21 protein-coding genes are annotated in these 25,196 nt (G+C 66.7%); 14 read left to right on the forward strand and 7 right to left on the reverse strand.

From position 1 onward, the window contains the following. Positions 1-82 precede the first annotated feature (82 nt). A complete protein-coding gene (locus BHE01S_RS24690) occupies positions 83-457 on the reverse strand; it encodes an Mth938-like domain-containing protein (RefSeq protein ID WP_042268647.1) in 375 nt (124 codons plus the stop codon). A gap of 570 nt (positions 458-1,027) precedes the next feature. Here BHE01S_RS24690 and BHE01S_RS24695 point away from each other — a divergent pair. From BHE01S_RS24695 to BHE01S_RS24720, 6 genes are all read left to right on the forward strand, one after another. Beyond that, the gene (locus BHE01S_RS24695; RefSeq protein ID WP_042268648.1) at positions 1,028-2,266 is read left to right on the forward strand and encodes a pyridoxal phosphate-dependent aminotransferase; all 1,239 of its coding nucleotides are present in this window, start codon (positions 1,028-1,030) and stop codon (positions 2,264-2,266) included. A gap of 49 nt (positions 2,267-2,315) precedes the next feature. Beyond that, the gene (locus BHE01S_RS24700) at positions 2,316-3,647 is read left to right on the forward strand and encodes a homoserine dehydrogenase (RefSeq protein WP_042268649.1); all 1,332 of its coding nucleotides are present in this window, start codon (positions 2,316-2,318) and stop codon (positions 3,645-3,647) included. Positions 3,648-3,668: 21 nt separating this feature from the next. Beyond that, a complete protein-coding gene (gene thrC, locus BHE01S_RS24705) occupies positions 3,669-5,120 on the forward strand; it encodes a threonine synthase (RefSeq protein ID WP_042268650.1) in 1,452 nt (483 codons plus the stop codon). A 246-nt stretch (positions 5,121-5,366) separates the two neighbouring features. Beyond that, entirely contained in the window at positions 5,367-6,644 is a 1,278-nt protein-coding gene (locus tag BHE01S_RS24710; protein ID WP_245639846.1) for a molybdopterin molybdotransferase MoeA, read from the forward strand. Between the two features lie 25 nt (positions 6,645-6,669). Continuing rightward, positions 6,670-6,927 (forward strand): molybdopterin converting factor subunit 1, encoded by a 258-nt coding sequence (gene moaD / locus BHE01S_RS24715; RefSeq protein WP_042268652.1) that lies wholly within the window; start codon positions 6,670-6,672, stop codon positions 6,925-6,927. A 16-nt stretch (positions 6,928-6,943) separates the two neighbouring features. After that, positions 6,944-7,429, forward strand: a complete 486-nt coding sequence (locus tag BHE01S_RS24720; RefSeq protein ID WP_042268653.1) for a molybdenum cofactor biosynthesis protein MoaE — start codon at positions 6,944-6,946, stop codon at positions 7,427-7,429. A gap of 111 nt (positions 7,430-7,540) precedes the next feature. On the opposite strand, the gene BHE01S_RS24725 is transcribed toward BHE01S_RS24720, so the two are convergent. Next, positions 7,541-8,101, reverse strand: coding sequence for a group III truncated hemoglobin (locus BHE01S_RS24725; RefSeq protein WP_042268654.1), 561 nt, complete (start codon positions 8,099-8,101; stop codon positions 7,541-7,543). A gap of 210 nt (positions 8,102-8,311) precedes the next feature. Between BHE01S_RS24725 and BHE01S_RS24730 the strand changes: the two genes are divergently transcribed. Together BHE01S_RS24730 and clpB are read left to right on the forward strand one after the other, a co-directional pair. Beyond that, positions 8,312-8,812: an Rrf2 family transcriptional regulator gene (locus BHE01S_RS24730; protein WP_042268655.1), complete on the forward strand. Its 501-nt coding sequence runs from the start codon at positions 8,312-8,314 to the stop codon at positions 8,810-8,812. Between the two features lie 251 nt (positions 8,813-9,063). Then, a complete protein-coding gene (gene clpB / locus BHE01S_RS24735) occupies positions 9,064-11,661 on the forward strand; it encodes an ATP-dependent chaperone ClpB (RefSeq protein ID WP_042268656.1) in 2,598 nt (865 codons plus the stop codon). Positions 11,662-11,772: 111 nt separating this feature from the next. On the opposite strand, the gene BHE01S_RS24740 is transcribed toward clpB, so the two are convergent. The 3 genes from BHE01S_RS24740 to BHE01S_RS24750 all read right to left on the reverse strand — a co-directional run bounded on the left by BHE01S_RS24740 (position 11,773) and on the right by BHE01S_RS24750 (position 15,177). After that, the gene (locus tag BHE01S_RS24740; RefSeq protein WP_042268657.1) at positions 11,773-12,213 is read right to left on the reverse strand and encodes a YidB family protein; all 441 of its coding nucleotides are present in this window, start codon (positions 12,211-12,213) and stop codon (positions 11,773-11,775) included. Positions 12,214-12,331: 118 nt separating this feature from the next. Next, positions 12,332-12,934, reverse strand: coding sequence for a ComEA family DNA-binding protein (locus BHE01S_RS24745; protein ID WP_042268658.1), 603 nt, complete (start codon positions 12,932-12,934; stop codon positions 12,332-12,334). A gap of 218 nt (positions 12,935-13,152) precedes the next feature. Continuing rightward, positions 13,153-15,177 (reverse strand): sigma-54-dependent Fis family transcriptional regulator, encoded by a 2,025-nt coding sequence (locus BHE01S_RS24750; RefSeq protein WP_042268659.1) that lies wholly within the window; start codon positions 15,175-15,177, stop codon positions 13,153-13,155. Between the two features lie 488 nt (positions 15,178-15,665). Here BHE01S_RS24750 and BHE01S_RS24755 point away from each other — a divergent pair, with 488 nt between their 5' ends. The 6 genes from BHE01S_RS24755 to lipA all read left to right on the forward strand — a co-directional run bounded on the left by BHE01S_RS24755 (position 15,666) and on the right by lipA (position 21,783). Continuing rightward, complete coding sequence (locus tag BHE01S_RS24755) at positions 15,666-16,733, forward strand: ATP-NAD kinase family protein (protein ID WP_042268660.1); 1,068 nt, start codon at positions 15,666-15,668, stop codon at positions 16,731-16,733. A 49-nt stretch (positions 16,734-16,782) separates the two neighbouring features. Beyond that, positions 16,783-17,559, forward strand: a complete 777-nt coding sequence (locus tag BHE01S_RS24760; protein ID WP_042268661.1) for an SDR family NAD(P)-dependent oxidoreductase — start codon at positions 16,783-16,785, stop codon at positions 17,557-17,559. Positions 17,560-17,627: 68 nt separating this feature from the next. Next, entirely contained in the window at positions 17,628-18,605 is a 978-nt protein-coding gene (locus BHE01S_RS24765; protein ID WP_042268662.1) for a thiamine pyrophosphate-dependent dehydrogenase E1 component subunit alpha, read from the forward strand. A gap of 46 nt (positions 18,606-18,651) precedes the next feature. Next, entirely contained in the window at positions 18,652-19,656 is a 1,005-nt protein-coding gene (locus BHE01S_RS24770; RefSeq protein ID WP_042268663.1) for an alpha-ketoacid dehydrogenase subunit beta, read from the forward strand. Positions 19,657-19,660: 4 nt separating this feature from the next. Beyond that, positions 19,661-20,782: an acetoin dehydrogenase dihydrolipoyllysine-residue acetyltransferase subunit gene (locus BHE01S_RS24775; RefSeq protein WP_042268664.1), complete on the forward strand. Its 1,122-nt coding sequence runs from the start codon at positions 19,661-19,663 to the stop codon at positions 20,780-20,782. Between the two features lie 2 nt (positions 20,783-20,784). After that, entirely contained in the window at positions 20,785-21,783 is a 999-nt protein-coding gene (gene lipA / locus BHE01S_RS24780; RefSeq protein WP_042268665.1) for a lipoyl synthase, read from the forward strand. A 44-nt stretch (positions 21,784-21,827) separates the two neighbouring features. Here the strand turns inward: lipA and BHE01S_RS24785 are convergent, their stop codons facing one another. Together BHE01S_RS24785 and BHE01S_RS24790 are read right to left on the reverse strand one after the other, a co-directional pair. Next, on the reverse strand, positions 21,828-23,195 hold the full coding sequence (locus tag BHE01S_RS24785) for an MATE family efflux transporter (RefSeq protein ID WP_245639847.1): 1,368 nt from the start codon (positions 23,193-23,195) through the stop codon (positions 21,828-21,830). Positions 23,196-23,202: 7 nt separating this feature from the next. Continuing rightward, positions 23,203-24,957, reverse strand: coding sequence for an ArnT family glycosyltransferase (locus BHE01S_RS24790; RefSeq protein WP_042268667.1), 1,755 nt, complete (start codon positions 24,955-24,957; stop codon positions 23,203-23,205). Between the last annotated feature and the right edge of the window lie 239 nt (positions 24,958-25,196).

The following is a 25,196-nucleotide window of genomic DNA, read 5'->3' on the forward strand; positions in this document are numbered from 1 at the left end:
ACGCGTACACGGCGCGCTACGCACGCGGCGCGCAAGTGTACTACGCCGCCGTGCGGCGACCTGATGGCAAGCTTAAGGCGCGTCAGCTTTCGATCAGAAGCGCGGCCGCCACGCGGCGGCCTTCGGCCATGAGGATGTTGTAGGTGCGGCAGGCGGCCTTGAAGTCCATCGCTTCGACGCCGATGCGCTTCGCGGCGAGCGCCGCGGTCAGGCGCGGGTGCGCAAAGCGCAGCCGCTCTCCGCTGCCGAATACGACGACTTCGGGGTTCAGCGGAAGAAGCATCTCGAAGAGTTCGGGCGTGAGGGCGTCGAACGACTGCACCGGCCAGGGGGTGACCGGCGATTCGGGCATCACGATGATGCTGCCCGTATGGCGTTCGAGGTTCACTTCGACATAGTCGGCGCCGTAACCGGTCACGGTGTTCAGCGCGGCGCTGGAGTCCTGGTGTAGTTTCAAAACGGGGTTCCGGGGTAAGGACAGGTCGGGTGCGCAAGCGAGGAGGCGCATATCCTGTGCCGACGCCGGCCGCGGCGCGAACCGCCTTGCGGCCCGCCTTGTCACCCGCTTCGCGACCCGCCTCCTGGCCGATTGCGCATTGCGGAAGTTGGTCAAAATCCGCTAAATTATAGCTTTTTAGCCGCCGCTGCGGCGGCGCCCGCGGGTAGACCACCAGTAGACCACCGGTAGGCCACCGCTAGACCAGGAAGCGACCGGGAAGCGTGCCATCCGCGCATCGGGCGAGGGCAGCCACAAGCTGCCGGACGGTTTTGGGGTGCCCGGGCAGTCAGCGTACGCTTTCCGAGGCGTCGCGCGTGCGCCCGGCGCTCCCCTCGTGACCATGCACGGCTTTTGTCCCGCCGGGGCCGTCCCCGGCTCCCTTGCCTGTCTTGTCCGCCAAGGCGCCATCCGCCGGCCCGGTCGACGGCATTTCAGCCTGTTCCAGCCCTTTTACCGCGTCTTACTCGCCTGTGGCCCTGACGATTCTCTGACCGCTTCTCTGACCGCTTCTCTGACCGATAGCCCGCCGTGAAACCGATTCTCAAATCCAACAAGCTCCAGAACGTTTGCTACGACATCCGCGGGCCGGTGCTCGAGCACGCGAAGCGCCTCGAAGAAGAAGGCCATCGCATCATCAAGCTGAACATCGGCAATCTCGCGCCGTTCGGTTTCGACGCACCCGATGAGGTCATCCAGGACATGATCCTGAACCTGCCCGGCTCCTCGGGGTATTCGGATTCGAAGGGCGTGTTCGCCGCGCGCAAGGCGATCATGCATTACGCGCAGCAAAAGGGCATCAAGGGTGTCGAGCTCGACGACATCTATATCGGCAACGGCGCGTCCGAACTGATCGTCATGGCCATGCAGGCGCTCCTGAACGACGGCGACGAAGTGCTGCTGCCCGCGCCCGACTATCCGCTCTGGACGGCGGCGGTGAGCCTCTCGGGCGGCACGCCCGTGCACTACATCTGCGACGAGTCGAATGCGTGGATGCCCGACCTCGACGACATCCGCTCGAAGATCACGCCGAACACGCGCGCGATCGTCGTCATCAACCCGAACAACCCGACCGGCGCGCTCTATTCGGACGACCTGCTGCGCGGGCTCGTTGCGATCGCGCGCGAGCACGGCCTGATCCTGTTCGCCGACGAGGTCTACGACAAGATCATCTACGACGGCAAGACGCACACGGCGCTCGGCTCGCTCTCCGAAGACGTGCTCACCGTCACGTTCAACAGCCTGTCGAAGAGCTATCGCGCGTGCGGCTATCGGGCGGGCTGGATGTTCCTCTCGGGCATGACGGGCGAGAACCGCCGCCGCTCGAAGGACTACACCGAGGGCCTCGGCATTCTCGCCTCGATGCGGCTGTGCGCGAACGTGCCGGGCCAGTACGCGATCCAGACGGCGCTGGGCGGCTACCAGAGCATCAACGAGCTGATCCAGCCGGGCGGGCGTCTCTATCGCCAGCGCGAGTTGGCGTACAACATGCTCACGGCCATTCCGGGCGTGACCTGCGTGAAGCCCGAGGCGGCGCTCTACATGTTTCCGCGCCTCGACCCGAAGCTCTATCCGATCGAGAACGACCAGCAGTTCATCCTCGACCTGCTGCTGCAGGAGCGCGTGCTGCTCGTGCAGGGCACGGGCTTCAACTGGAAGCAGCCGGACCACTTCCGCGTGGTGTTCCTGCCGAACGTCGACGATCTGACCGATTCGATCAACCGCATCGCGCGTTTTCTCGACGGCTATCGCCAGCGGTACGGCACCTGAACCCGTCACACGCATTCCCTTTTCAAACACTTGGACGAACACACGCTGCATGGATCCGATCAAAGTAGGTCTGCTGGGCTTCGGCACGGTGGGCAGCGGCACCTTCACGGTACTGCGCCGCAACCAGGAAGAAATCAGACGCCGCGCGGGCCGCGGCATCGAGGTGGCGCGCATCGCCGTGCGCAACCCGGCCAAGGCTGCGGCCGCGCTCGGCGGTGAAGCCGGCAGCGTCGATCTGACGACCGACTTCAACGCCGTGGTCGACGATCCCTCGATTTCGATCGTCGCCGAAATGATCGGCGGCACGACGCTCGCCAGGGATCTCGTGCTGCGCGCCATTGCCAACGGCAAGCATGTCGTCACGGCGAACAAGGCGCTGCTGGCGGTGCACGGCACCGAGATCTTCGAAGCGGCGCGCGCCCAGGGCGTGATGGTCGCGTTCGAGGCGGCGGTGGCGGGCGGCATCCCCATCATCAAGGCGCTGCGCGAAGGCCTCACGGCCAACCGCATCCAGTACATCGCGGGCATCATCAACGGCACGACGAACTACATCCTCTCGGAAATGCGCGAGCGCGGGCTCGACTTCGCGACCGCATTGAAAGCCGCGCAGGAACTGGGCTACGCCGAAGCCGACCCGACCTTCGACATCGAAGGCGTGGACGCCGCGCACAAGGCCACGATCATGAGCGCGATCGCGTTCGGCGTGCCCGTGCAGTTCGACCGCGCCTACGTGGAAGGCATCAGCAAGCTCGACGCCATCGACATCAGGTACGCGGAAGAACTGGGCTATCGCATCAAGCTGCTCGGCATCGCGCGCCGCACCGACCGCGGCATCGAGCTGCGCACGCACCCCACGCTGATTCCGGCCAAGCGCCTGCTCGCCAACGTGGAAGGCGCGATGAACGCCGTGGTCGTGCACGGCGACGCCGTGGGCACGACGCTGTACTACGGCAAGGGCGCGGGCGCCGAGCCGACGGCATCCGCCGTGGTGGCCGATCTCGTGGATGTGACGCGCCTGCACACGGCCGACCCCGAGCACCGCGTGCCACATCTGGCGTTCCAGCCGGACAGTCTCTCGAACACGCCGATCCTGCCGATCGACGAAGTCACGAGCGGCTATTACCTGCGCCTGCGCGTGGCGGACCAGACCGGCGTGATGGCGGCCATCACGCGCATCCTCGCGGACAGCGGCATCTCGATCGACGCGCTGCTGCAAAAGGAAGCCGAGCAGGTCGACGCGCACGGCAAGGCGGAAACCGACATCATCCTGATCACGCACGAGACGATCGAGAAGAACGTCAATGCGGCGATCGCGCAGATCGAAAAGCTCGCGACGGTGAAGTCGCCGGTCACGAAGCTGCGCATGGAAGGACTGAACTAAGGCAAATCTGGAACGGCGGCTATGAATTACGTATCTACGCGCGGCGCGGGCGCCGGCGAGCATCATTCGTTTTCCGACATCCTGCTGGGCGGCCTCGCGCGCGACGGCGGCCTGTATCTGCCGGCCAGTTATCCGCAGATCGGCAAGGAGGAACTGGCGCGCTGGCGCGGCCTTTCGTACGCGGATCTCGCGTTCGAGATCCTCTCGAAGTTCGCCGGCGACATTCCGGCCGAGGACCTGCGCGATATCACGCGCCGCACCTACACCGGCGAGACGTACCGCAACGTGCGCCACGGCGAAGACGCGAGCAGGATCACGCCGCTCACCATGCTGGGCGAGGAAAACGGCGCGCAGCTCTCGCTCCTCGAGCTCTCGAACGGTCCGACGCTCGCGTTCAAGGACATGGCGATGCAACTGCTCGGCAACCTGTTCGAGTACGCGCTCGCGAAGGCCGGCCAGGAGCTGAACATTCTCGGCGCGACGTCGGGGGACACCGGCAGCGCGGCTGAATACGCCATGCGCGGCAAGAAGGGCGTGCGCGTGTTCATGCTTTCGCCGCACAGGAAGATGAGCGCGTTCCAGACGGCGCAGATGTTCAGCCTGCAGGATCCGAACATCTTCAACCTCGCCGTGGAAGGCGTGTTCGACGACTGCCAGGACATCGTGAAGGCGGTTTCGAACGACCACGCGTTCAAGGCGCAGCAGAAGATCGGCACGGTCAACTCGATCAACTGGGCGCGCGTCGTGGCCCAGGTCGTGTACTACTTCGCCGGCTACTTCGCGGCGACGAAGTCGAACGACGAGCGCGTCTCGTTCACGGTGCCCTCGGGCAACTTCGGCAACGTGTGCGCAGGCCACATCGCACGCATGATGGGCCTGCCGATCGAAAAGCTCGTGGTCGCGACCAACGAGAACGACGTGCTCGACGAGTTCTTCCGCACCGGCATTTATCGCGTGCGCGGCTCGGCCGAGACGTATCACACGACGAGCCCGAGCATGGATATCTCGAAGGCGTCGAACTTCGAGCGCTTCGTCTACGATCTGCTCGGCCGCGATCCGGCGCGCGTGACGCAGCTGTTCCGCGACGTCGAGGAGAAGGGCGGCTTCGATCTCGTGGCGAGCGGCGACTTCGCGCGCGTGAAGCAGTTCGGCTTCGTTTCGGGCCGCAGCAGCCACGACGACCGCATCGCCACGATTCGCGACATCTACGCGCGCTACAGGACGATGATCGACACCCACACGGCCGACGGCGTGAAGGTCGCCCGCGAACACCTGCAGCCGGGCGTGCCGATGATCGTGCTCGAAACCGCGCAGCCGGTGAAGTTCGGCGAGACGATCCGCGAAGCGCTGGACCGTGAGCCGGAACGTCCGGCGGCGTTCGAAGGCATCGAGGCGCTGCCGCAGCGCTTCGAAGTCGTGCCTGCCGACGCCCGGCGCGTGAAGGACTATATCGCCGCTCACACCGCGCATTGATCGGCGCAGCCGGGGCCGGATCGGCTCGCGGTCCCGGCGCGTCGACATCGCATCAGCTTTCAGGCGGCGGGTTGGTCGGACTCGGCCGCTGCAGCACGCCCGCCGATCCTGCGCGCTCGCACGTATTGCATGCACAGCACGCCAGGGATATCCACGGCACGCGGCACGGCGCGCCGGTCGCGCCGCTACAATAACGGCAGACCAACCGCTGCTGGCGGCCTCACCGCCAAGTCCGAGACGACCTCGATGTCCACGCCTACGTCCCCGCCTTCCGCTGCGCCCGCGCCGCGCGCGCCGATGCTCTCCACCGCCGACGCCCTCGCCACGCTGCTTGCCGCAGCGCAGCCGCTCGCCGGCGCTGAAACGATTTCGACGGTCGAGGCGCTGAACCGCGTGCTCGCCGAAGACGTCGTCTCGCCGCTCGACGTGCCGCCGATGCATACCAGCGCGATGGACGGCTACGCGGTGCGCGTGGCCGATCTCGCGCAAGGCAGCCGCCATCTGCCGGTTTCGCAGCGCATTCCCGCGGGCCACGCGCCACAGCCGCTTGCGGCGGGCACGGCGGCGCGCATCTTCACGGGCGCGACGGTGCCGCCGGGCGCGGACGCCGTGGTGATGCAGGAGCAGACCGAGGCCGCGCAAGACGCCGTCACCTTTCTGCACACGCCCAAGGCGGGCGAATGGATCACGGCGCAGGGCGCGGACATCCGCAAGAACACGGTGATCCTGCCGGCGGGCACGCGCCTCACGCCGGCGGCGCTCGGGCTCGCGGCATCGGTCGGGTGCGCCGCGCTCGCCGTCGTGCGCCGCGTGAGGGTCGCGGTGTTCTTCACCGGCGACGAACTGACGATGCCGGGCGAGCCGCTCAAGCCCGGCGCGATCTACAACTCGAACCGATTCACACTCACGGGCCTCTTGCGCAACCTCGGCTGCGAAGTCACCGACTACGGCATCGTGCCGGACCAGCTCGACGTCACGCGGGCGACGCTGCGCGAGGCGGCCTCCGCCCACGACCTCATCCTAACCTCGGGCGGGGTCTCGGTCGGCGAGGAGGATCATGTGCGGCCCGCGGTCGAGGCCGAAGGCCGCATCAACCTGTGGCAGATCGCCATGAAGCCGGGCAAGCCGCTCGCGTTCGGCGCGGTGCGCCGGGCGCAAGGGGCGACGGACGCGGCGGCCGGCGAGGCGTTCTTCATCGGGTTGCCGGGCAATCCGGTCTCGAGTTTCGTCACCTTTCTGTTGTTCGTGCGTCCGTTTCTGCTGCGGCTCGCGGGCGCGACGCACGTGAGCCCGCGCGCGCTCTCGCTGCGCGCCGACTTCGCCCAGGCGAAGAGCGACCGCCGCAACGAATTCCTGCGCGCGCGCGTGAACCCGGCTGGCGGTCTCGACCTGTTCCCGAACCAGAGTTCGGCGGTCCTTACCTCCACGGTCTGGGGCGACGGTCTCATCGATAATCCGCCCAATCATGCGATCAGCGCGGGCGAGACCGTGCGCTTTATTCCCTTCACCGAATTGCTGTACTGAAACGCCTTATTTGAAACACCGAGCGATGAAGATCCAGTTGAAATTTTTTGCGAGTGTGCGCGAGGCGCTGGGCGTCGCGGACGAAACGGTCACGCTGCCGGATGCCGTCGTGACAGTCGGCGACGTGCGCGGCTGGCTGCGCGCGCGCGGCGGTGTGTGGGCCGAGACGCTGGCGGAAGGCCGCGCGCTGCGCATGGCCTGCAATCACGTGATGACGGATCCGCGCACGCGCATCACCGAGGGCTGCGAGGTGGCGTTTTTCCCGCCTGTGACGGGCGGCTGAGCGCGCCAGGAGACACATGATGACCGTGCGCGTACAAACGGAAGATTTCGACCTCACGACAGAGGTTGCGCAGTTGCGCGCGCGCAATCCGGCGATCGGCGCTGTGGCGTGCTTCGTCGGCACGGTGCGCGACCTGAACGACGGCAGCACGATCGCCTCGCTCGAACTCGAGCACTACCCTGGCATGACCGAGAAGGCGCTGGAAGCGATCGCCGCAGAGGCGCAGCGGCGCTGGGCAGGCATCGAGGTGCTGATCGTGCACCGGGTGGGCAAGCTTGCGCCGCTCGACCAGATCGTGCTCGTCGCGACCACCTCGAAGCATCGCGGCGATGCCTTCGCGTCCTGCGAGTTCGTCATGGACTACCTCAAAACCGAGGCGCCGTTCTGGAAGAAGGAAGAGACGGAGCAGGGCGCACGCTGGGTCGATGCCCGCGAGAGTGACGATACGGCGCTGGCGCGCTGGGGGGTGGCATCGGGAAATGCTTCGCAGGGGCGCAGCTAGGCGTTCGTCTGCCGCGGCGGAGCCGGATTCAGCTCACCCGTGACCTATCCAGCTCAACCAACTAACGCAACTAACCGCCTATTTCGGCACATCGCATCGAAGCAGATGCCCTCACTCTGCCGGCGTGTTCTCGTCCACATTCATCTGGCGGCCCACGAAACGCGCCGGAAACGGCTCGCCGGTCGGGCGCGCAGGCAAGTCGTGGCCGTGTCCGGCAGGGTGCCTGCGCGGCGCTACACGATCGAGAAGCGCCTGTTGCTCAGGGGGAATCGTGTAGTCCCAGCCAAAGCGGCTGAGTTGCAGGCTTTGCGCGATACGCAGCGCGGGTTCCATGAACTGCACCGCCGCCGCGGGCTCGTAGCGGGCCTGAACCGTATCGAGGAATAGATAGAGCCAGCGGCTGAAATGCTGAGGCTCGACACCGGGCACCGGATCATGCGCCTGTTGCACATTGCCGCGGTAGCTTTTGGTGCCGAGCACGAGGCTCGTCCAGAAGCGGCACATCTTGGGCAGATGTTCGTCCCAACGTCCGGCGAGCACGCCGTCGAACACCGGACCGAGCATGGCGTCGCTGCGTACGCGGTCGTAGAACGCGTAGACGAGTTCGCGGATGTTCTCTTCGGTCGGCTGGGCATGCAGCGCGGCAGTGGGGCGGGTGTCGGGACGAATCATTTGGAGCCTGGGTGATAGCTGGAGTGCCTGGAGTGTAGGCGGCGGCGGGGCGCCGGCACGATGCGGCAGTGGGCCGCACGCAAGCTGCCAGGCACTGCGAAGTGACCATCGAAGTGGCAATCATACCTGGTCCGGGCAAAACCTGCATGCTAGCTGCATGTTATTGTATGCAATTATGTCACTCGCACCTTCTGCGTCATTGCCATCGCCATGAGACTGACCGACTACACCGACTATTCGCTGCGCGTGATGTTGTATCTCGCTCTGCGTCGCGACAGCCTGGCCACGATCCAGGAGATTTCGGACGCCTACGGCGTTTCGAAGAATCATCTGATGAAAGTCGTGCAGCGCCTTGGCGAGCTTGGCTGGGTCGACACCGTTCGCGGGCGCAATGGGGGCTTGCGGCTCGCGCCGGCTTCGCTCGATCTGAGCGTTGGTGCAGTCGTTCGTGAGACCGAAAGCGACTTTTCGCTCGTCGGCTGTTTTCCGGACGAACACGGCGACCGGCGTAGCTGCGTCATCGAGCCGCAGTGCCGGCTCAAGCACGCACTGGCGGCGGCGCGCGACGCGTTCCTCGCGGAACTCGACCGCCATACCATCGGCGAGCTGGCGCAGCCGGCAGGCGAATTGACCGGCCTGCTCGGCCTCGCGCCGATCCAGTTCACGCCGCGCGCCCAGGCGGCTCGAGCCGCGTCTTCGCGCGAGCATTGAAGGGCACGTCAGCAGCACCTCTTCATTTTTTTCTTTTTCGCACCGCGGCACTCAGCTGTGGCGCGTCGGCTCGTGCGGCAGCGGCCGCCTCGCAGGCTTTCCCGGTTTTCTCACGCCCTGAACACATTGACGCTGGACGCTGCCCGCGCCCGAATCCCGGAAATCGGAAAAAATGACGCCAAAGCGCTTGAAACCGGCGCGTCCCCCCTCAAATTTGGTGACAGTCTAGAAATCTGGAGGCCTCGCATCAAATGAGAATCGACAAACTCACCACCAAGTTCCAGGAAGCCATCGCCGACGCGCAAAGCCTCGCGGTGGGCCACGATAACCAGTACATCGAACCCGTTCACCTGCTGGCGGCGCTCGTCGCGCAGCAGGACGGCTCCGCGCGCTCGCTCATGTCGCGTGCGGGCGTGCAGGTCCAGGCGCTGCAGAACACGCTGAACGACGCCATCAACCGCTTGCCGCAGGTGCAAGGCACCGACGGCAACGTGCAGATCGGCCGCGAACTCACGGGTCTGCTCAATCAGGCCGACAAGGAAGCGCAGAAGCTCAACGACACGTATATCGCGAGCGAGATGTTCCTGCTCGCCGTTGCCGAGGACAAGGGCGAAGCGGGGCGTCTCGCGCGCCAGCACGGCTTGACGCGCAAGGCGCTCGAAGCCGCGATCGTCGCGGTGCGCGGCGGCGCCCAGGTGCACAGCCAGGACGCCGAGAGCCAGCGCGAAGCGCTCAAGAAGTACACGGTCGATCTGACCGAGCGCGCGCGTTCGGGCAAGCTCGACCCCGTGATCGGCCGCGACGACGAAATCCGCCGCTCGATCCAGATCCTGCAACGCCGCACCAAGAACAATCCGGTCCTGATCGGCGAACCGGGCGTGGGCAAGACGGCCATCGTCGAAGGGCTCGCGCAGCGCATCGTCAACGGTGAAGTGCCCGAAACGCTCAAGGGCAAGCGCGTGCTCTCGCTCGACATGGCCGCACTGCTCGCCGGCGCGAAATATCGCGGCGAGTTCGAGGAACGCCTGAAGGCCGTGCTCAACGACATCGCCAAGGACGAAGGGCAGACCATCGTCTTCATCGACGAAATTCACACGATGGTCGGCGCGGGCAAGGCCGAAGGCGCGATGGACGCGGGCAACATGCTCAAGCCGGCGCTCTCGCGCGGCGAGCTGCACTGCATCGGCGCAACGACGCTCGACGAATATCGCAAGTACATCGAAAAGGACGCCGCGCTCGAACGCCGCTTCCAGAAGGTGCTTGTCGATGAACCGTCGGTCGAGGCGACCATCGCTATCCTGCGCGGCCTGAAGGAGAAGTACGAACTGCACCACGGCGTGGAAATCACGGATCCGGCGATCGTCGCGGCGGCCGAGCTCTCGCATCGCTACATCACCGACCGCTTCCTGCCCGACAAGGCCATCGATCTGATCGACGAAGCCGCTTCGAAGATCAAGATGGAAATCGACTCGAAGCCCGAAGCCATGGACAAGCTCGATCGCCGCCTGATCCAGCTGAAGATCGAGCGCGAGGCCGTCAAGAAGGAGAAGGACGAAGCGTCGCAAAAGCGTCTGCAGCTGATCGAGGAAGAGATCGACCGACTGAGCCTCGAATACAAGGACCTCGAAGAGATCTGGACCACCGAGAAGGCCGCGGTGCAGGGCGGTGCGCAGATCAAGGAAGAGATCGACCGCGTGCGCGCGGAGATCAATCGCTTCCAGCGCGAAGGCAAGCTCGAGAAGGTGGCGGAACTGCAGTACGGCAAGCTGCCGGAACTCGAAGCGCAGCTCAAGCAGGTGACGCTGGCCGAGGCGAACGAGCAGAACAATCCCACGCGGTTGCGCCTGCTGCGCACGCTCGTGGGCGCCGAGGAAATCGCGGAAGTCGTGTCGCGTTCGACCGGCATTCCGGTTTCGCGCATGATGCAGGGCGAGCGCGAAAAGCTGCTGCAGATCGAAGAGAAGCTGCACGAGCGCGTGGTGGGCCAGGATGAGGCCATTTCGGCCGTTGCCGACGCGATTCGCCGCTCGCGCGCCGGTCTCTCGGACCCGAACCGGCCGTACGGCTCGTTCCTGTTCCTCGGGCCGACGGGGGTGGGCAAGACCGAGCTGTGCAAGGCGCTGGCGGGCTTCCTGTTCGATTCGGAAGATCATCTCATCCGCATCGACATGAGCGAGTTCATGGAGAAGCACAGCGTGGCGCGCCTGATCGGCGCGCCGCCGGGATACGTGGGCTACGAAGAAGGCGGCTATCTGACCGAGGCCGTGCGCCGCAAGCCGTATAGCGTGATCCTGCTCGACGAAGTCGAAAAGGCGCACCCGGACGTGTTCAACGTGCTGCTGCAGGTGCTCGACGACGGCCGCATGACCGATGGCCAGGGCCGCACCGTCGACTTCAAGAACACCGTGATCGTGATGACGTCGAACCTCGGCTCGCACCTGATTCAGGCGATGGCGGGCGAGCCGCAGGAAGCCGTGAAGGACGCCGTGTGGAACGAAGTGAAGCAGCAGTTCCGCCCCGAGTTCCTGAACCGGATCGACGAGGTCGTGGTGTTCCATGCGCTCGATCGCTCGAATATCGAGTCGATTGCGAAGATCCAGCTGCAGCGTCTGCGCGAGCGTCTGGAGAAGCTCGACATGGAGCTCATGGTGTCGGACGAGGCGCTGGGCCAGATCGCCAAGGTCGGCTACGACCCGCTGTTCGGCGCACGGCCGCTCAAGCGCGCGATTCAGCAGGAGATCGAGAACCCGGTCGCCAAGCTGATCCTCGCCGGCAAGTTCGGACCGAAGGATGTGATTCCGGTCGACGTGCACGACGGCAAGTTCGTGTTCGAGCGCGTGGTGCACTAAGGCGAGCAGCAAGCCTCGGGTGAGGCGCGTGGCGGCAGGCGCGCGCTCAGCCGAAACGAAGAGGGCAGCGGAGCGATCCGCTGCCCTTTTTTCACGCCTGCAAAGAAACGCTTACGCCTGCTTGTTGCCGCCGCCGAACAGCGACGCAAGCCCGCCAAGCGTGCCGAGCACGCTCTCGGCGTTGATCTGGCCGCCCTGCGGCACTTCGCCATTCGGCGTGCCCGCGTTGACCACGTGCGGCAGCACCTGGGCGAGCAGCCCGCTCACCTGGTCGGGCTGCATGCCGACCTTCTGCGCGAGACCCGAGACGACGTCCGAGCCGAGGACGTTGTGCAGTTGATCTGCCGAAACGGGCTGGTTCTCGCCGTTGCCGACCCACGACTGCACCACGTCGCCGAGGCCGCCTTGCTGGAACTTCTCGATGAGGCCGTTCAGGCCGCCGGGCTGGTTGTTGACGAACTCCATCGCCGCGGCGAGGAGCTGGGCCTGGCCGCCGCCTTGCTGCTGCGACTGCGAACCGAGCAGGGAACCGAGGGTATCTAGCAGACTCATGACGATCTCTCTGGATGATGGCCGCGCCGGGGGACGCGGCCGGTAAGTCGGACGGCGCACGCGGCGCCGCGATTCGAACTCCGGTGCGCGGCTTGCACGCGCCGGACGTTGGCGGCAATCAGGCGCCGGAAGCGGCCGCGGCGGAAGCTGCCTTGTCCTTCTTCGACTTCTTCGGTTTTTTCGCTTTCGTATCGGATGCCGAGGCCGGCGCAGCCGCAGCGGAGCCTGCTTCGGACGCACTGGCTGCCGCGGCTGCCTTGTCCTTCTTGCTCTTGTGTTTCGCCTTGCCGGCCGCCGTTTCCGAGGCGGCTTGCGTCGGGGTCGCGGCCGCCGGCGTCTGCGCCGTCATCGGATTGGCCGTGGTCGCGGCGGGTGCGGCGCTCTTGGCAGCGGCGCTCCTGCTGCCGCTTTTGCTGCTTTGCGCGCTAGCCGTCTTGCCCGCCGGCGGCGCCGAGGAGCCGTTGATCGTGAGCCCTGCCGCCTCGAGGTTCTGCACCGACTTCGGGCCGATGCCCTTGACGCGGTTCACGAGGTCGTCGGCGTCCTTGAACGGGCCGTTCTTCGTGCGTTCGTCGATGATCGCCCTGGCATGGACGGGGCCGATACCCTTGACCGATTCGAGCGCAGTTTGGTCGGCGGTGTTCACTTCCACGGCTGCGGCGAGCACGGCGGACAGCGACAGGCCGATTGCGAGGAACAGCATCAGCAGCTTCTTGAGCATGGCAATCACTCCATTGAGGGCATTTCTGTGAGCCGGGAACGGACGACGCATCCAGCGAAGGGGGCTGCGGTACAAGAATAGGCCAGATGGCGCATCCGTGGATCGCGGGCGCTCGATTTATACCGGCCGACGTGTGGCAAGTAAATCGCACCGCACAATATTTAATACTTTTGTGCCATCGGGCGACGCGAAACGCGCGGCTTTCAGTTCAGGCCGGCTCAAATGCGATGAGGCCCGACGATGGCGAGCTTCGCCATGCGCCGGTAGAGCGTCGCGCGCGAGATGCCTAGCGCCTGCGCGGCGGCGTTCGGACGCCAGCGGTGGGCCGTGAGTGCCGCGACGATGCGTGCGCGCTCGTCCTCGTCGGAGAGCGGCGGCGCTGGCGTCGCTGGCGGAATAGCGGCTGGGGAGCAGGGCGCCACGTGCGGCGCGTGTTGCGGCAGGCTCGCCGCGAGGTCGGCGCTCAGGTGCCGCGCTTCGACCAACACGGTGTCGCATACGGCGCATGCGTAGCGCATCGCATTGCGCAGTTGCCGCAGGTTGCCGGGCCACGCGAATTTCGCGAGCCGCATAGCGAGCGTGGCGTCGAGCGCGAGCGGCCGGCCGGCGGCCTGCGCTTCTTCCGCGAAGACCGTGTCGATGAGCATCGCGATGTCGCGTCGCTCGCGCAGCGGCGGCAGCGTGAGCACGGCGCCGCTCAAGCGGTAGTAGAGATCGTCGCGGAACGCGCCCGCACTCGCCATCCGCGCGAGGTCCCGGTGCGTTGCGCAGACCACGTCGAGGTCGACGCGCACCGGCGTTTCGCTGCCGAGCGGCAGGACTTCGCCCTCGGCCAGCACGCGCAACAGGCGGGTCTGCAGCGCGAGCGGCATATCGCCGATCTCGTCGAGAAAGAGCGTGCCGCCGTCGGCCATTGCGATCTTGCCGCGCGCGCCGTGCCGGCGCGCCCCGGTGAACGCGCCCGGAGCATAGCCGAACAGCTCGCTCTCGATCAGCGACTCGGGCAGCGCCCCGCAATTCACTGCGATGAACGGGCGATTGCGGCGCGCACTGGCGTCGTGAATGGCGCGTGCGAACACTTCCTTGCCGGCGCCGGTTTCGCCGAGCAGCAGGATCGGCAGGCGCTTGCCCGCCACGCGCTGCGCGATGCGCGCGTTCTCGGCCACGCGCGCGTCGGCGCTGCGCAGGAAGGGGCCGAGCGCGCTGCGGTCGTCTTCGTGCGCGTCGGCGGCGTCGCGCCGCAGCGGCATGGCGCCATGCGCGGCGCCCCCGCCGTGGCCGCTGCGTGCGCTGTGTCCATTATGTCCGCCGTAACCGCTGGCTCCGAGCGGCGCGCGAATGCGCGCGTACAGCATCGAGCCGTTCGCGCGCAGACGCAGCGCGGCGATGGTTTCGATGCGTCCGATGTCGCGCAACTGCACGTGCGACGAATCGAAGATCTCGTCGATGTGACGCGGCCCGTCCAGACAAGGCACGCATTCGCGCGCGCGCCGGTTCGCGGCGACCACGTTGCCGTTCTCGTCGAAGGCAATCAGCAGCTCGGGTTGCGCTTCCACGTAATTGCGATTCTGGTGACCGAAGAGTATCCAGCACGACGCGAGGCGATGCAGGAAATAGCCGTCTTCGATGAGCGTGGCGCTCTGGCGCACGAGCTGGTTGACGATGCGCTGGCTCTCGCGGTTGTCGGGCGACTGCACGGCCGACGCATCGAGCACGCCGATCAGCTCGCCGCCCGGCGCGAAGATCGGCGCCGCGCTGCACGTGAGCGTGGTGAACGCGGCGCGGAAATGGTCGGTCTTGTGCACCGTGATGGGCGCAAGATCGGTGAGCACGTTCGCGATGCCGCAGGTGCCTTCCTCGCTCTCGGACCAGCACGAGCCGATATAGAGCCCCGCGTGCTTGAAGTCGTTGCGCCGCTCGCGGTCGAGGCGGTAGTCGATGGTCACGCCGTGCGCGTCGGTCAGCATCACGCAGTAATCGGCCTCGCGCACCATGTCGTGCAGCCGCGTGAGACATTGGCCCGAGGCGCGCAAAAAGGACTCTTCGCGATCGCGGATCTCGCGCAGCTCGGCGGCGCTCAGCACGCGCGGGCCGATCACGGAGCCGGGGTCCAGCTGATAGCGTTCGAACGAGCGCTGCCACGACGAGACGAGGCGCGGCGAATCGGCCGGCGCGGGCAGCCGGCCTTCTACGGCGCCGCGCACGCGCTCGGCGTGCCGGGTAGACGCAAGGGCGTAGGGCATGAGCGGTTCCAGACGATGGCTCGCAAAGAGCGTCGGGGTAAGGTCGGGTTACGTCGGACCGGAAAGCGTTCGGCGGGAGTCTTTTGTAGCACATCCTTTGCGCGCGATCACACCGCAGCGCAGCATGCGAGACAGCTGAGACGATCGTCTCAGCGTGTCGCGTCGCGCATTCCGGCGCGGTGGACAGCGGTGCCCGCTCGCCGCTCGGGTACGCCACGCGGGGCGATGCACGCTTTGCGTCGCGCGGGCGGCGGCCGGCGCGACCGGCGCATTGCCCGCGCGAGACGGCGGCTGAGACGCCGCGCGCGACGCCAATCGCGCCGGCGCCACGGCGCGCGATTGTCGCAGAACCGCCGCGGAACCCCGTCACGCGGCCTTCTACGCGGAAGCATCGCGCCGTCGGCGTCATTGGCATGACGCTTGCAGAGTCTGCCGGCAGAAGCGGCGCACGGCAATTCAAGGTGCGACGCCATCAGGAGACAAGACCCGTGACGACGCCCGTGACCGTAGGCGTGATCGCGAACCCCGCATCGGGCCGCGACATCCGCCGTCTCACTTCGCATGCATCCGTCTTTCCCACGGCCGAGAAGGCGAACATGGTGGTGCGCCTGCTCGCGGGCCTGGGCGCGCTCGGCGTGGCGCGCGTGCTCACGCTGCGCGACAACACCGGCGTGGCCGCGCTGCTCCTGCGCGCGATCGAGACGCACGCGGCCATTGCCGCGCACGAGCCCTGGCCCGAGGTCGTGTTCGTCGATCTGCCCGTGAGCGAAAGCGTTGCCGATACGCACGCCGGCGTCGATTACATGGTGCGTGAGGAAGTTGCGCTGATCGCGGTGCTGGGCGGCGACGGCACCCATCGCGCCGTCGCGGCGCATTGCGGCACGACGCCGCTGCTCGCGCTCTCGACGGGCACCAACAACGCCTTTCCCGAACTGCGCGAGGCCACCGTCGCGGGCCTCGCTGGCGCGCTCGTCGCGACCGGCGCGGTGCCCGCGGAGGCGGCGCTCTCGCGCAACAAGCGGCTCGTCGCGCGCTGCGTGGAAGGGCCGTCGCGCGGGCGCGAGGAAATCGCGCTGGTCGACATTTGCGTGGCGCGTCAGCTGTTCATCGGTGCGCGCGCGATTTCGGAAAGTTCGGATATCGAATCGCTTTTTCTGACCTTTGCGCCGCCCGACGGCATCGGTCTCTCGTCGATTGGCGGGGCGTGGGCGCCAGTCGGGCGCGACGCGGCACACGGCCTGCATATGACGTTCGCGCAGGCGGGCGCGCCCGAGGGCAGCGGCGTGGGCGTCCCGTTGCTGGCGCCGATTGCGCCGGGCCGCGTCGAGCGCCTGACGATGCGCACCTGCCAGCGCCTCGAAGTCGGCGTGGCGCTGTCACTCGAAGCGGACCACGGCACGCTCGCGTTCGACGGCGAGCGTGAGATCGAACCGGCGCGCGGCGACCGCTATGAAGTCACGCTCGACTGGAACGGTCCGCTGACCGTCGATGTCGCGCGCACGCTGCGTTATGCGGCGTCGCACCAGTTGCTGCGCGAGGCCGCCGCGCGTGCCTAGCGATCTGGCTTGCTTCCACCACTCGTAACCGAAAGAAGGAGACATCAGTATGGACACACCCTTGAAAGGCCAGGTCGCGATCGTGACTGGCGGCGCACGCGGCATCGGCCGCGGCATTGCGCTCACGCTCGCGCAGGCCGGCGCGGACGTGCTGCTCGCGGATCTGCTCGAAGAACCGCTTGCCGCGACTGCGGATGAAATACGGGCGTTGGGCAGACGCGCCGCCTTCGCCAAGGTCGACGTCACCCAGGCCGTTCAGCTCGAAGGGCTGGTCTCGCAGGCGCTCTCGGAATTCGGCGGTCTCGATATTCTCGTGAACTGCGCCGGCGTGATTTCCATTAATCCGGTATCCGAATTAACCGAGCGGGACTGGGATTTCGTCATGGGCGTCAATGCGAAAGGCGTGTTCCTAGGCTGCAAGGCTGCGTTGCCGCATTTCCGTACGCAAAAGCGCGGTCGGATCATCAACGTCGCTTCGATCGCGGGCAAGGAAGGATTCCCGAATCTCGCGCATTACAGCGCCTCGAAATTCGCGGTGGTCGGCTTCACCAACGCGCTCGCCAAGGAAGTCGCGCGCGAAGGCATCACCGTGAACGCAATATGTCCCGGCATCGTGCGCACGTATATGTGGGACCGGCTGTCCGACGAATGGAAGAACGAGGGCGAGAGCGTCGAAGCGTCCTGGCAGCGCCATCAGATCACGCTGATCCCGCAGGGCCGCGCGCAAACGCCGGAGGACATGGGGCGGCTCGCCCTGTTCTTCGCGACGATGGACAACGTCACGGGCCAGTCGGTGAACGTCGACGGCGGTTTTACGTTTCATTAGGAGCATTGGCATTTCCTGCAGCAGGCTTGAACCAGAGCGGTACAGCGTCGTACATTCAGGAGACAACCATGTCAGTTCAGTTGAACAAGGAGCAGTTGCTCACCGCGTATCGCTCGATGCGCACGATTCGCGAGTTCGAGGAACGCTTGCACGTCGAATTCGCGACCGGCGAAATTCCAGGCTTCGTGCACCTGTACGCGGGCGAGGAGGCGTCCGCAGTCGGCACGATGAGCCATCTGAACGATGCCGACTACGTTGCCACCACGCACCGCGGCCACGGCCACTGCATTGCCAAGGGCGTGGACGTGCGCGAGATGATGGCCGAGATCTACGGCCGGGCCACGGGCTCGTGCCGGGGCAAGGGCGGCTCGATGCATATCGCCGATCTGTCGAAGGGCATGCTGGGCGCGAACGGCATTGTGGGCGCCGGGGGGCCGCTCACCTGCGGTGCGGCGCTCGCTGCCAGGCAGAAGAAAACCGGCGGCGTGGGCGTGTGCTTCTTCGGTGACGGCGCGTCGAACCAGGGCGTGATCTTCGAGTCGATGAATCTCGCCTCCGTGTGGCGCCTGCCGGTGATCTTCGTCGCGGAGAACAACGGCTATGCCGAGGCGACGTCTTCCACATGGTCGGTCGCGGCCGACAACATCGCGGACCGTGCGAACGGCTTCGGCATGCCGGGCGTGATTGTCGACGGCTTCGACTTTTTCGCCGTGCACGAGGCGCTGGGCGAAGCCATCGCACGCGCGCGCAGCGGCGGCGGCCCGACGCTCGTGGAAATGAAACTCTCGCGCTATTTCGGCCATTTCGAAGGCGACGCGCAAACCTACCGCGCGCCTGGCGAAGTGCAGAAACTGCGCGAAGAAAAGGACTGTCTCAAGCGCTTCGAGGAGCGCGTGGTGCGCGCCGAACTCGCGAGCAGCGACGATCTGCGCAAGGTGGACACCGAAGTGAAGCAGCTGATCGACGATGCCGTGACGCAGGCCAAGGCCGCGCCGCTGCCGGCCGCTGAGGCGCTGCTCACCGACGTGTACGTGTCGTACCCTTAAGCGCCGTGCGCTCAAGTAATCAGGATTCCAGATCAAGGAGACGAAAATGGCACGGAAAATCACCTATTCGCAGGCCATCAACGAAGCGCTGGCCCAGGAGATGGGCCGCGACGAGAGCGTGATCGTGATGGGCGAAGACAATGCGGGCGGCGCGGGTGCGCCCGGCGAACAGGACGCGTGGGGCGGCGTGCTCGGCGTGACGAAGGGCCTTTACGGCAAGTTCCCCGGGCGCGTGCTCGATACGCCGCTTTCGGAAGGCGGCTTTATCGGCACGGCCGTGGGCGCGGCGGCATGCGGCATGCGTCCGGTCGCGGAGTTGATGTTCATCGATTTCATGGGCGTGTGCTTCGACCAGATCTTCAACCAGGCGGCGAAGTTCCGCTACATGTTTGGCGGCAAGGCGGTCACGCCGGTCGTGATTCGCACCATGTACGGGGCGGGCTTGCGCGCGGCTGCGCAGCACTCGCAGATGCTCACGTCGCTATTCACGCATATTCCCGGGCTGAAGGTCGTGTGCCCCGCCACGCCCTATGACGCAAAAGGCCTCATGATCGAGGCGATTCGCGACAACGATCCCGTGATTTTCTGCGAGCACAAGCTGCTCTACACGATGGAAGGCGACGTTCCGGAGGAATCCTATTCGATTCCGTTCGGCGAGGCCAACATCGTGCGCGATGGCGACGACGTCACGATCGTCACCTATGGCCGCATGGTCCACTACGCGCTCGACGCCGCGCGGAAGCTCGCGAAAGACGGCATCGAGGCGGACGTGATCGATCTGCGCACCACGTCGCCGCTCGACGAGGAAACGATTCTCGAAAGCGCGCGCCGCACGGGCCGGGTCGTCGTCGTGGACGAAGCGAACCCGCGCTGCTCGATCGCAACCGACATCGCCGCGCTCGTCGGCCAAAAAGCGTTCAAGGAGCTCAAGGCGCCGGTCGGCATGGTCACGGCGCCGCATACGCCGGTGCCGTTCGCGGCATCGCTCGAAGACCTCTACATCCCTTCGGCAGACAAGATCGCCGAAGCCGCGCGCGCAGCAAGGAGCTGAAGTCATGCCGATTCACATGATCACGATGCCCAAATGGGGCCTGTCGATGGAGCAGGGCCAGGTGAACGGCTGGCTCAAGTCCCCCGGCGACAAGGTCAGCAAGGGCGATGAACTGCTCGACGTCGAGTCCGACAAGATCGCGTCAGGCGTCGAGTGCGCGTTCGAGGGCGTGTTGCGGCGGCAGATCGCGCAGGAGGGCGACACGCTGCCGGTGGGCGCGCTGCTGGGCGTGGTCGCCGATGCCGAAGCGGCCGACGCGGATATCGACGCCGCGGTGGCCGAATTCCAGCGCGACTTCGTGCCTGCGCAGGCGGGCGACGCCGACGCGGGGCCGCAACCGGAGAAGTCGCAGATCGGCGGCAGGACCGTGCGCTACCTGAAGCAGGGGGAAGGCGAGGGCGTGCCTGTCGTGCTGATCCACGGCTTTGGCGGCGATCTCAACAACTGGCTCTTCAACCACACCGATCTCGCGGCGCAGCGCACCGTCTGGGCGCTCGATCTGCCGGGGCACGGCGAGTCGGGCAAGGCGCTCGAGAGCGGGAGCCTCGACGAGCTTGCGCAAAGCGTGCTCGCGTTTCTCGACGCGCAGAAGATCGACCAGGCGCATCTCGTCGGGCACTCGCTGGGCGGTGCGGTGGCCATGGCGGTGGCCGAGCAGGCGCCCGGGCGCGTGGCTTCGCTCGCGCTGATCTCCAGCGCGGGTCTGGGCAGCGAGATCGACGGCGCGTATATCGAGGGCTTCGTCGCGGCGGCGAACCGCAATGCGCTCAAGCCGCATGTGACGAAGCTTTTCGCCGATCCGGCGCTGGTCACGCGGCAACTCGTCGAGGATCTCGTGAAGTACAAGCGGCTCGAAGGCGTGCAGGCCGCGCTCGGCCAGATTGCCGGGCAGGCGTTCGAAGGCGGTGCGCAGCGGCGCGTGTTCCGCGCGCGCGTAGCGTCGCTCGCGCCGCGCGCGCTCGTGATCTGGGGCGAGTCCGACCAGATCATACCGGCGCGCCATGCGCAGGGGTTGCCGTCGCAGGTGCGCGTGGAGGTGATCGCGGGCAAGGGGCACATGGTGCAGATGGAGGCGGCGCTGGAGGTCAATCGCCTGCTCAAGGCCTTTTTCGACGAAGGAGCCTGAGCATGGAGGCCGCCACGTTCCACACGTCCCACGTGTCGAGCACGGCGCTCGGTCAGGAGGGACTGCGCAGCCGCGAGAAGCTCGCGCGGATTCCGGTGAAAATCGTGCCGCCCGCCGGCAGCGACACGGTCTTGCCGAAGCCGCCCTGGCTGCGTGCACGGCCGCTCATGAGCGAGACCGTAGCGGGCGTGGCGGCCGTATTGCGCGAGCACCGGCTTCATTCGGTATGCGAAGAAGCCATGTGCCCGAACATCGGCGAATGCTTTGCGCAGCGCACCGCGACTTTCATGATCATGGGCGGCCTTTGCACGCGGCGCTGCCCGTTCTGCGATGTCGCTCACGGACGGCCCGCGCCGCTCGACGAGGATGAGCCCGCGCACCTGGCGGCGGCCGTTGCGGCGCTGGGCTTGCGCCACGTCGTCATCACATCGGTCGATCGCGATGACTTGCGCGACGGCGGCGCGGCGCACTTCGCGCGCTGCATCGCACAGGTGCGCAAGGGTGTGCCGGGGATCGGCGTCGAGGTGCTGACGCCCGATTTTCGTGGACGAATCACGCGCGCGCTCGAGGCGCTTTCACACGCATGGCCCGACGTGTTCAATCACAACATCGAGACTGTGCCCGCGCTCTATCGCGCAGCGCGGCCGGGCGCGGACTATCGCGGTTCGCTCGATCTGCTGGCGCGCGCCAAAGCGGCCAATGGCGCGCTCGTCACGAAGTCGGGGCTCATGGTAGGGCTTGGGGAAACCGACGAAGCGTTACTCGAGACCATGCGCGACCTGCGCGAGCATCGCGTAGAAGTGCTGACGATAGGACAGTATCTCGCACCGTCGAGGTTTCATTTGCCGGTGAAGCGCTACATGCATCCCGACGAATTTGCCGGGTTGCGCGCGGCGGGGCTCGCGATGGGGTTCAGCGAAGTCGTGGCGGGGCCGCTCGTCCGTTCCTCGTATCATGCGGCCCAGACCGTGGAGGCGGCGCGGCAGGCCGAGGCGGATTGAGCCATGTTTGCAACTAACCGCCGAGCGCATCTCGCGGCAACGGGCTACGCGCGCTCACGCAAAAATCGCGTACTCACCCGCGAGAGATAAAACAGGAGTCCAGCACCGGCAATCAGGAGGCTCGCCATGTTGGCGAGCCAGAACCCGCGCGCGCCCGTCGCCCAGGCGGGCATCGTGCCGGTCACGTCGAAGCCCAGCGCGTAGCCGCCGCCGAGCCCCACGCCCCAGAGCGCGAGCGCATAGATGAGGGTCGGCACGACCGCGACCTTATAGGCGCGCAAAGCGAAGGCTGTGGTGATCTGCAGCGCGTCGAACACGTGATAGCAGGTGACGATGGCGACGAGCGGCATGGCCGCAACCGCCACGGAGGAGTCCGGCGTATAGCCGCCAATGATGAACGGGCGCAGCACGAACACGATCGCGCCGTAGCAGCAGGCAATTGCCACGGCCGTCGCCACGCCGTGCCGCGCGAGCGTACGCGCCTCGGCCGGGCGCTCGCCGCCCAGCGCCTGGGCGACGAGCGTCGAAGTCGCCACGCCGATCGAAAGCGGCGTCATGTAGAGCACCGCGCCGATGTTGCCGGCGATCTGATGTCCGGCGAGCGTGGTCGTGCCCATGCGCGCGATGAAGATCGCCATGAAGGTGTACGACGTCACCTCGATCAGGTACGAAAGCCCCATCGGAATGCCGAGCTTGAGCAGCTCGGCCTGGCGTTTCCACTCGGGCCAGCAGAAGTGCCTGAAGATTTCGAACGGCGCGAACACGTCTACACGCGTGAGCGCGAGCGCCGCGCACAAGGCGAGCGCCCAGTTGATCGAGGTGCTCGCGAGGGCGCAGCCCGGACCGCCGAGCGCCGGCACGCCGAGGCCGCCGAAGATGAGCCACGTGTTGAGCGGCACCTTGAGCACGAGCGCGCCGACCTGCAGGAACATTACGAGGCGCGGCCGTCCCACGGCATTGGCGAGCGAGCTGTAGATACGAAAGGCCAGTGCCGCGGGCAGCCCGAACGAGAGCAGCCGCAGATAGCCGACGGTGCGCTCGCGCAGCGCCTCGGGCGCGTGCGCGAGGTCGAGCAGGGGGCCGGGAAAGTAGAGGATCGTAAATCCGATCGCCATCAGCACGAGCGCGAGCCAGAACGCCTGGCGCACCTCGAGGCCGATCTCCGTGTCCTTGCGCGCGCCATAGAGCTGCGCCGCAACGGGCTGCAGCGCGCTGAGAATGCCCGTGAGGGCGATATAGACCGAGACGTAGATCGACGAACCGAGGCCGAGCGCGGCGAGGTCGAGCGCCGAGTAGCGGCCGACCATCGCGGTGTCGATCACGCCGAACGCGATGATCGCGAGCTGGCCGATCAGCACTGGCCACGCCAGCGCGGCGATGCGCCGGACGTCGCCGGCGAGCGTCGTCGTCACCGCGGCCTCAGTCGGGACGCTTGCGCCAGACATGCTTCTTGATAGGCGGGGTCGGACGGTCGATGCGCACGTACAGGCGGAAGCGCTCGTCGCGGTCGGCGGCGCGGCGGCCTTCCCACACGAGCTTCCACACGTAGTCCGGCATCGAGCTCGGCTCGCCGTAGTCCTGCGTATCCTGGCGCAGGATCACGTCGCAGTCCTCGTTGAACGCGAAGTGCATCTTGCCGAAGTACGCGAAGGTCGCGATCTGCGCGTCGCCGAGACGTACGGGCGAGATGCACTGATAGTCAGCGGGCAGGTGTGCGGCGATCTGCTCGGCTACATCCTTGTAGGTCCGGCTGTAGTTGACGACCGGCAGCCACAGCGTCATGAGCAGCACCCACATGAGCGTGGTGCCGCCGCTCGAGAGCACGACGCTGCGCCACAGCACCTTCGGATGGCGCGCCACGCGCCAGCGCACGAGCGCCATCCAGCACACGGTGACGGCCACCGCGCAGACGAACGAGAGCATCTTGAACTGCGGCACGAAGCCGGGCGCGAGGCGCGCGAGATTGCGCGCGAGCGGCGCCGGGAAACCGGTCATGCCCGCGAGCCACACGAGCCACACGAAGGTGCTGAGAATCGTGAAACTCAGCACCGCGAACCAGTCGATCGCGTTGATCGCGCCACGCTTGAGCGTGGGCAGCGCGAAGGTCGCGAGCACCGCCAGCGCGGGCAGCACGAGCATGAAGAGCCGGTTCGATTCGTGGCTCTGCACGACCACGAGGATGAGCAGCGGCACGATCACCGACAGCGGAATCGCGATGTGCGGCTTGCGGCGCAGTCCGGCCCAGCTCACGAAGGCCCAGATCGCGAGCGGCCATGCGGGCCAGGTGAAGAGCGGCAGGTTCTTGGCGGCGTAGCGCAGCACAAAGCCAGGCGGGCCGGCGAAGGCGTTGACGTTGGTGTGCGCCCACTGGTTGAGGAACCAGACGGCGTCGTCGGGATACAGGTGCAGCGCCAGTAGCGGCCATGAGGCCGAGACCACGAGGGCCACGGGCAGGCCCGCCACGAGCAGCCAGCGCGAGCGCGTTTCGGGCGCGATGGCGAGCATGGCGAGCGTGCCGACGAGGAGCGCGCCCACGAGCACCGGGCCGCTCGAGAGCATCACGACGCCGAGCGCGAGGCCCCACCAGAGGGCGCCCTGGACCGGCTTGTCGATCGCGCGCACGACGCCGTACAGCAGCATGGCGATGCCCACGAACTGCATGAGCTGCGGCGTGGTTTCGTGACCGCGCTCGGCGAGGCCGAAGCAGGCCAGCAGGACGAGCAGGGCGCCGTCGCCGAGGGTGCGGCCGTAGTCGCGCGGCTCGGGCTCGCCGCCGAACGCGTACTTGAACGGCTGCACTTCGGGGCGGCGGCCCAGCAGATACGCGCTGTACCAGACGAACGCGCACGCCAGACAGAACAGCACGCCGGTGGCGATGCGCGACGCATTGCTGGCGTCCAACCACGGTGCAAAGAGGCGAATGCAGGCGGCGCCCGGCCAGTAGCCGAGCGGACCGTTCTCGGTCACGTACTTGCCAACGAGATTGGGCAGCAGCCAGTCGTGCGAGGTGCCGCCCGCCATCGTCCACATCACGCCGAAGCCCGCCGCATCCTCGTTCTTCCATGGGTCGCGGCCAAAGAGGCCGAACGCCGCAAAGACGATACAGATGGTCAGCAACAGCCAGCGCGGCAGGGCGCTGGTGGCGGAGGCGGTCAGTCGAATGGCTGGCTTCATGCAGTACGAAGGGAGACGGATAAGCCGGGCGTGTTCGAGCGGGCGGCTCACACGCGCAGGTCAAGCAGGCATGCGCGGAAGACGGTACATCCAGCCGCGTGCCGCGGAGCAATCCGGCATTCTAGCCGGGCCGGCGACCGCGCGTCACGGCGTTAGCCGCGGGCGAATCCACGGAAACCTCTGAAAAGGGGCGGTAAGTCGCACCCGCCTGGCCGCACGGACAGCGCAACGGTGGCGCA

Source organism: Paraburkholderia heleia NBRC 101817 (genome assembly GCF_000739775.1).
Lineage (GTDB): Bacteria > Pseudomonadota > Gammaproteobacteria > Burkholderiales > Burkholderiaceae > Paraburkholderia > Paraburkholderia heleia.

Excerpts from the sequence above, each read along its gene's own strand:
- lipA (WP_042268665.1), top strand. The coding sequence starts at position 20,785 with ATGGAGGCCGCCACGTTCCACACGTCCCACGTGTCGAGCACGGCGCTC.
- BHE01S_RS24775 (WP_042268664.1), top strand. The coding sequence starts at position 19,661 with ATGCCGATTCACATGATCACGATGCCCAAATGGGGCCTGTCGATGGAG.
- BHE01S_RS24760 (WP_042268661.1), top strand. The coding sequence starts at position 16,783 with ATGGACACACCCTTGAAAGGCCAGGTCGCGATCGTGACTGGCGGCGCA.
- BHE01S_RS24725 (WP_042268654.1), bottom strand. The coding sequence starts at position 8,101 with ATGATTCGTCCCGACACCCGCCCCACTGCCGCGCTGCATGCCCAGCCG.
- moaD (WP_042268652.1), top strand. The coding sequence starts at position 6,670 with ATGAAGATCCAGTTGAAATTTTTTGCGAGTGTGCGCGAGGCGCTGGGC.
- BHE01S_RS24750 (WP_042268659.1), bottom strand. The coding sequence starts at position 15,177 with ATGCCCTACGCCCTTGCGTCTACCCGGCACGCCGAGCGCGTGCGCGGC.
- BHE01S_RS24730 (WP_042268655.1), top strand. The coding sequence starts at position 8,312 with ATGAGACTGACCGACTACACCGACTATTCGCTGCGCGTGATGTTGTAT.
- BHE01S_RS24770 (WP_042268663.1), top strand. The coding sequence starts at position 18,652 with ATGGCACGGAAAATCACCTATTCGCAGGCCATCAACGAAGCGCTGGCC.
- BHE01S_RS24790 (WP_042268667.1), bottom strand. The coding sequence starts at position 24,957 with ATGAAGCCAGCCATTCGACTGACCGCCTCCGCCACCAGCGCCCTGCCG.
- BHE01S_RS24700 (WP_042268649.1), top strand. The coding sequence starts at position 2,316 with ATGGATCCGATCAAAGTAGGTCTGCTGGGCTTCGGCACGGTGGGCAGC.
- clpB (WP_042268656.1), top strand. The coding sequence starts at position 9,064 with ATGAGAATCGACAAACTCACCACCAAGTTCCAGGAAGCCATCGCCGAC.
- BHE01S_RS24745 (WP_042268658.1), bottom strand. The coding sequence starts at position 12,934 with ATGCTCAAGAAGCTGCTGATGCTGTTCCTCGCAATCGGCCTGTCGCTG.
- BHE01S_RS24710 (WP_245639846.1), top strand. The coding sequence starts at position 5,367 with ATGTCCACGCCTACGTCCCCGCCTTCCGCTGCGCCCGCGCCGCGCGCG.
- thrC (WP_042268650.1), top strand. The coding sequence starts at position 3,669 with ATGAATTACGTATCTACGCGCGGCGCGGGCGCCGGCGAGCATCATTCG.
- BHE01S_RS24720 (WP_042268653.1), top strand. The coding sequence starts at position 6,944 with ATGATGACCGTGCGCGTACAAACGGAAGATTTCGACCTCACGACAGAG.
- BHE01S_RS24740 (WP_042268657.1), bottom strand. The coding sequence starts at position 12,213 with ATGAGTCTGCTAGATACCCTCGGTTCCCTGCTCGGTTCGCAGTCGCAG.
- BHE01S_RS24765 (WP_042268662.1), top strand. The coding sequence starts at position 17,628 with ATGTCAGTTCAGTTGAACAAGGAGCAGTTGCTCACCGCGTATCGCTCG.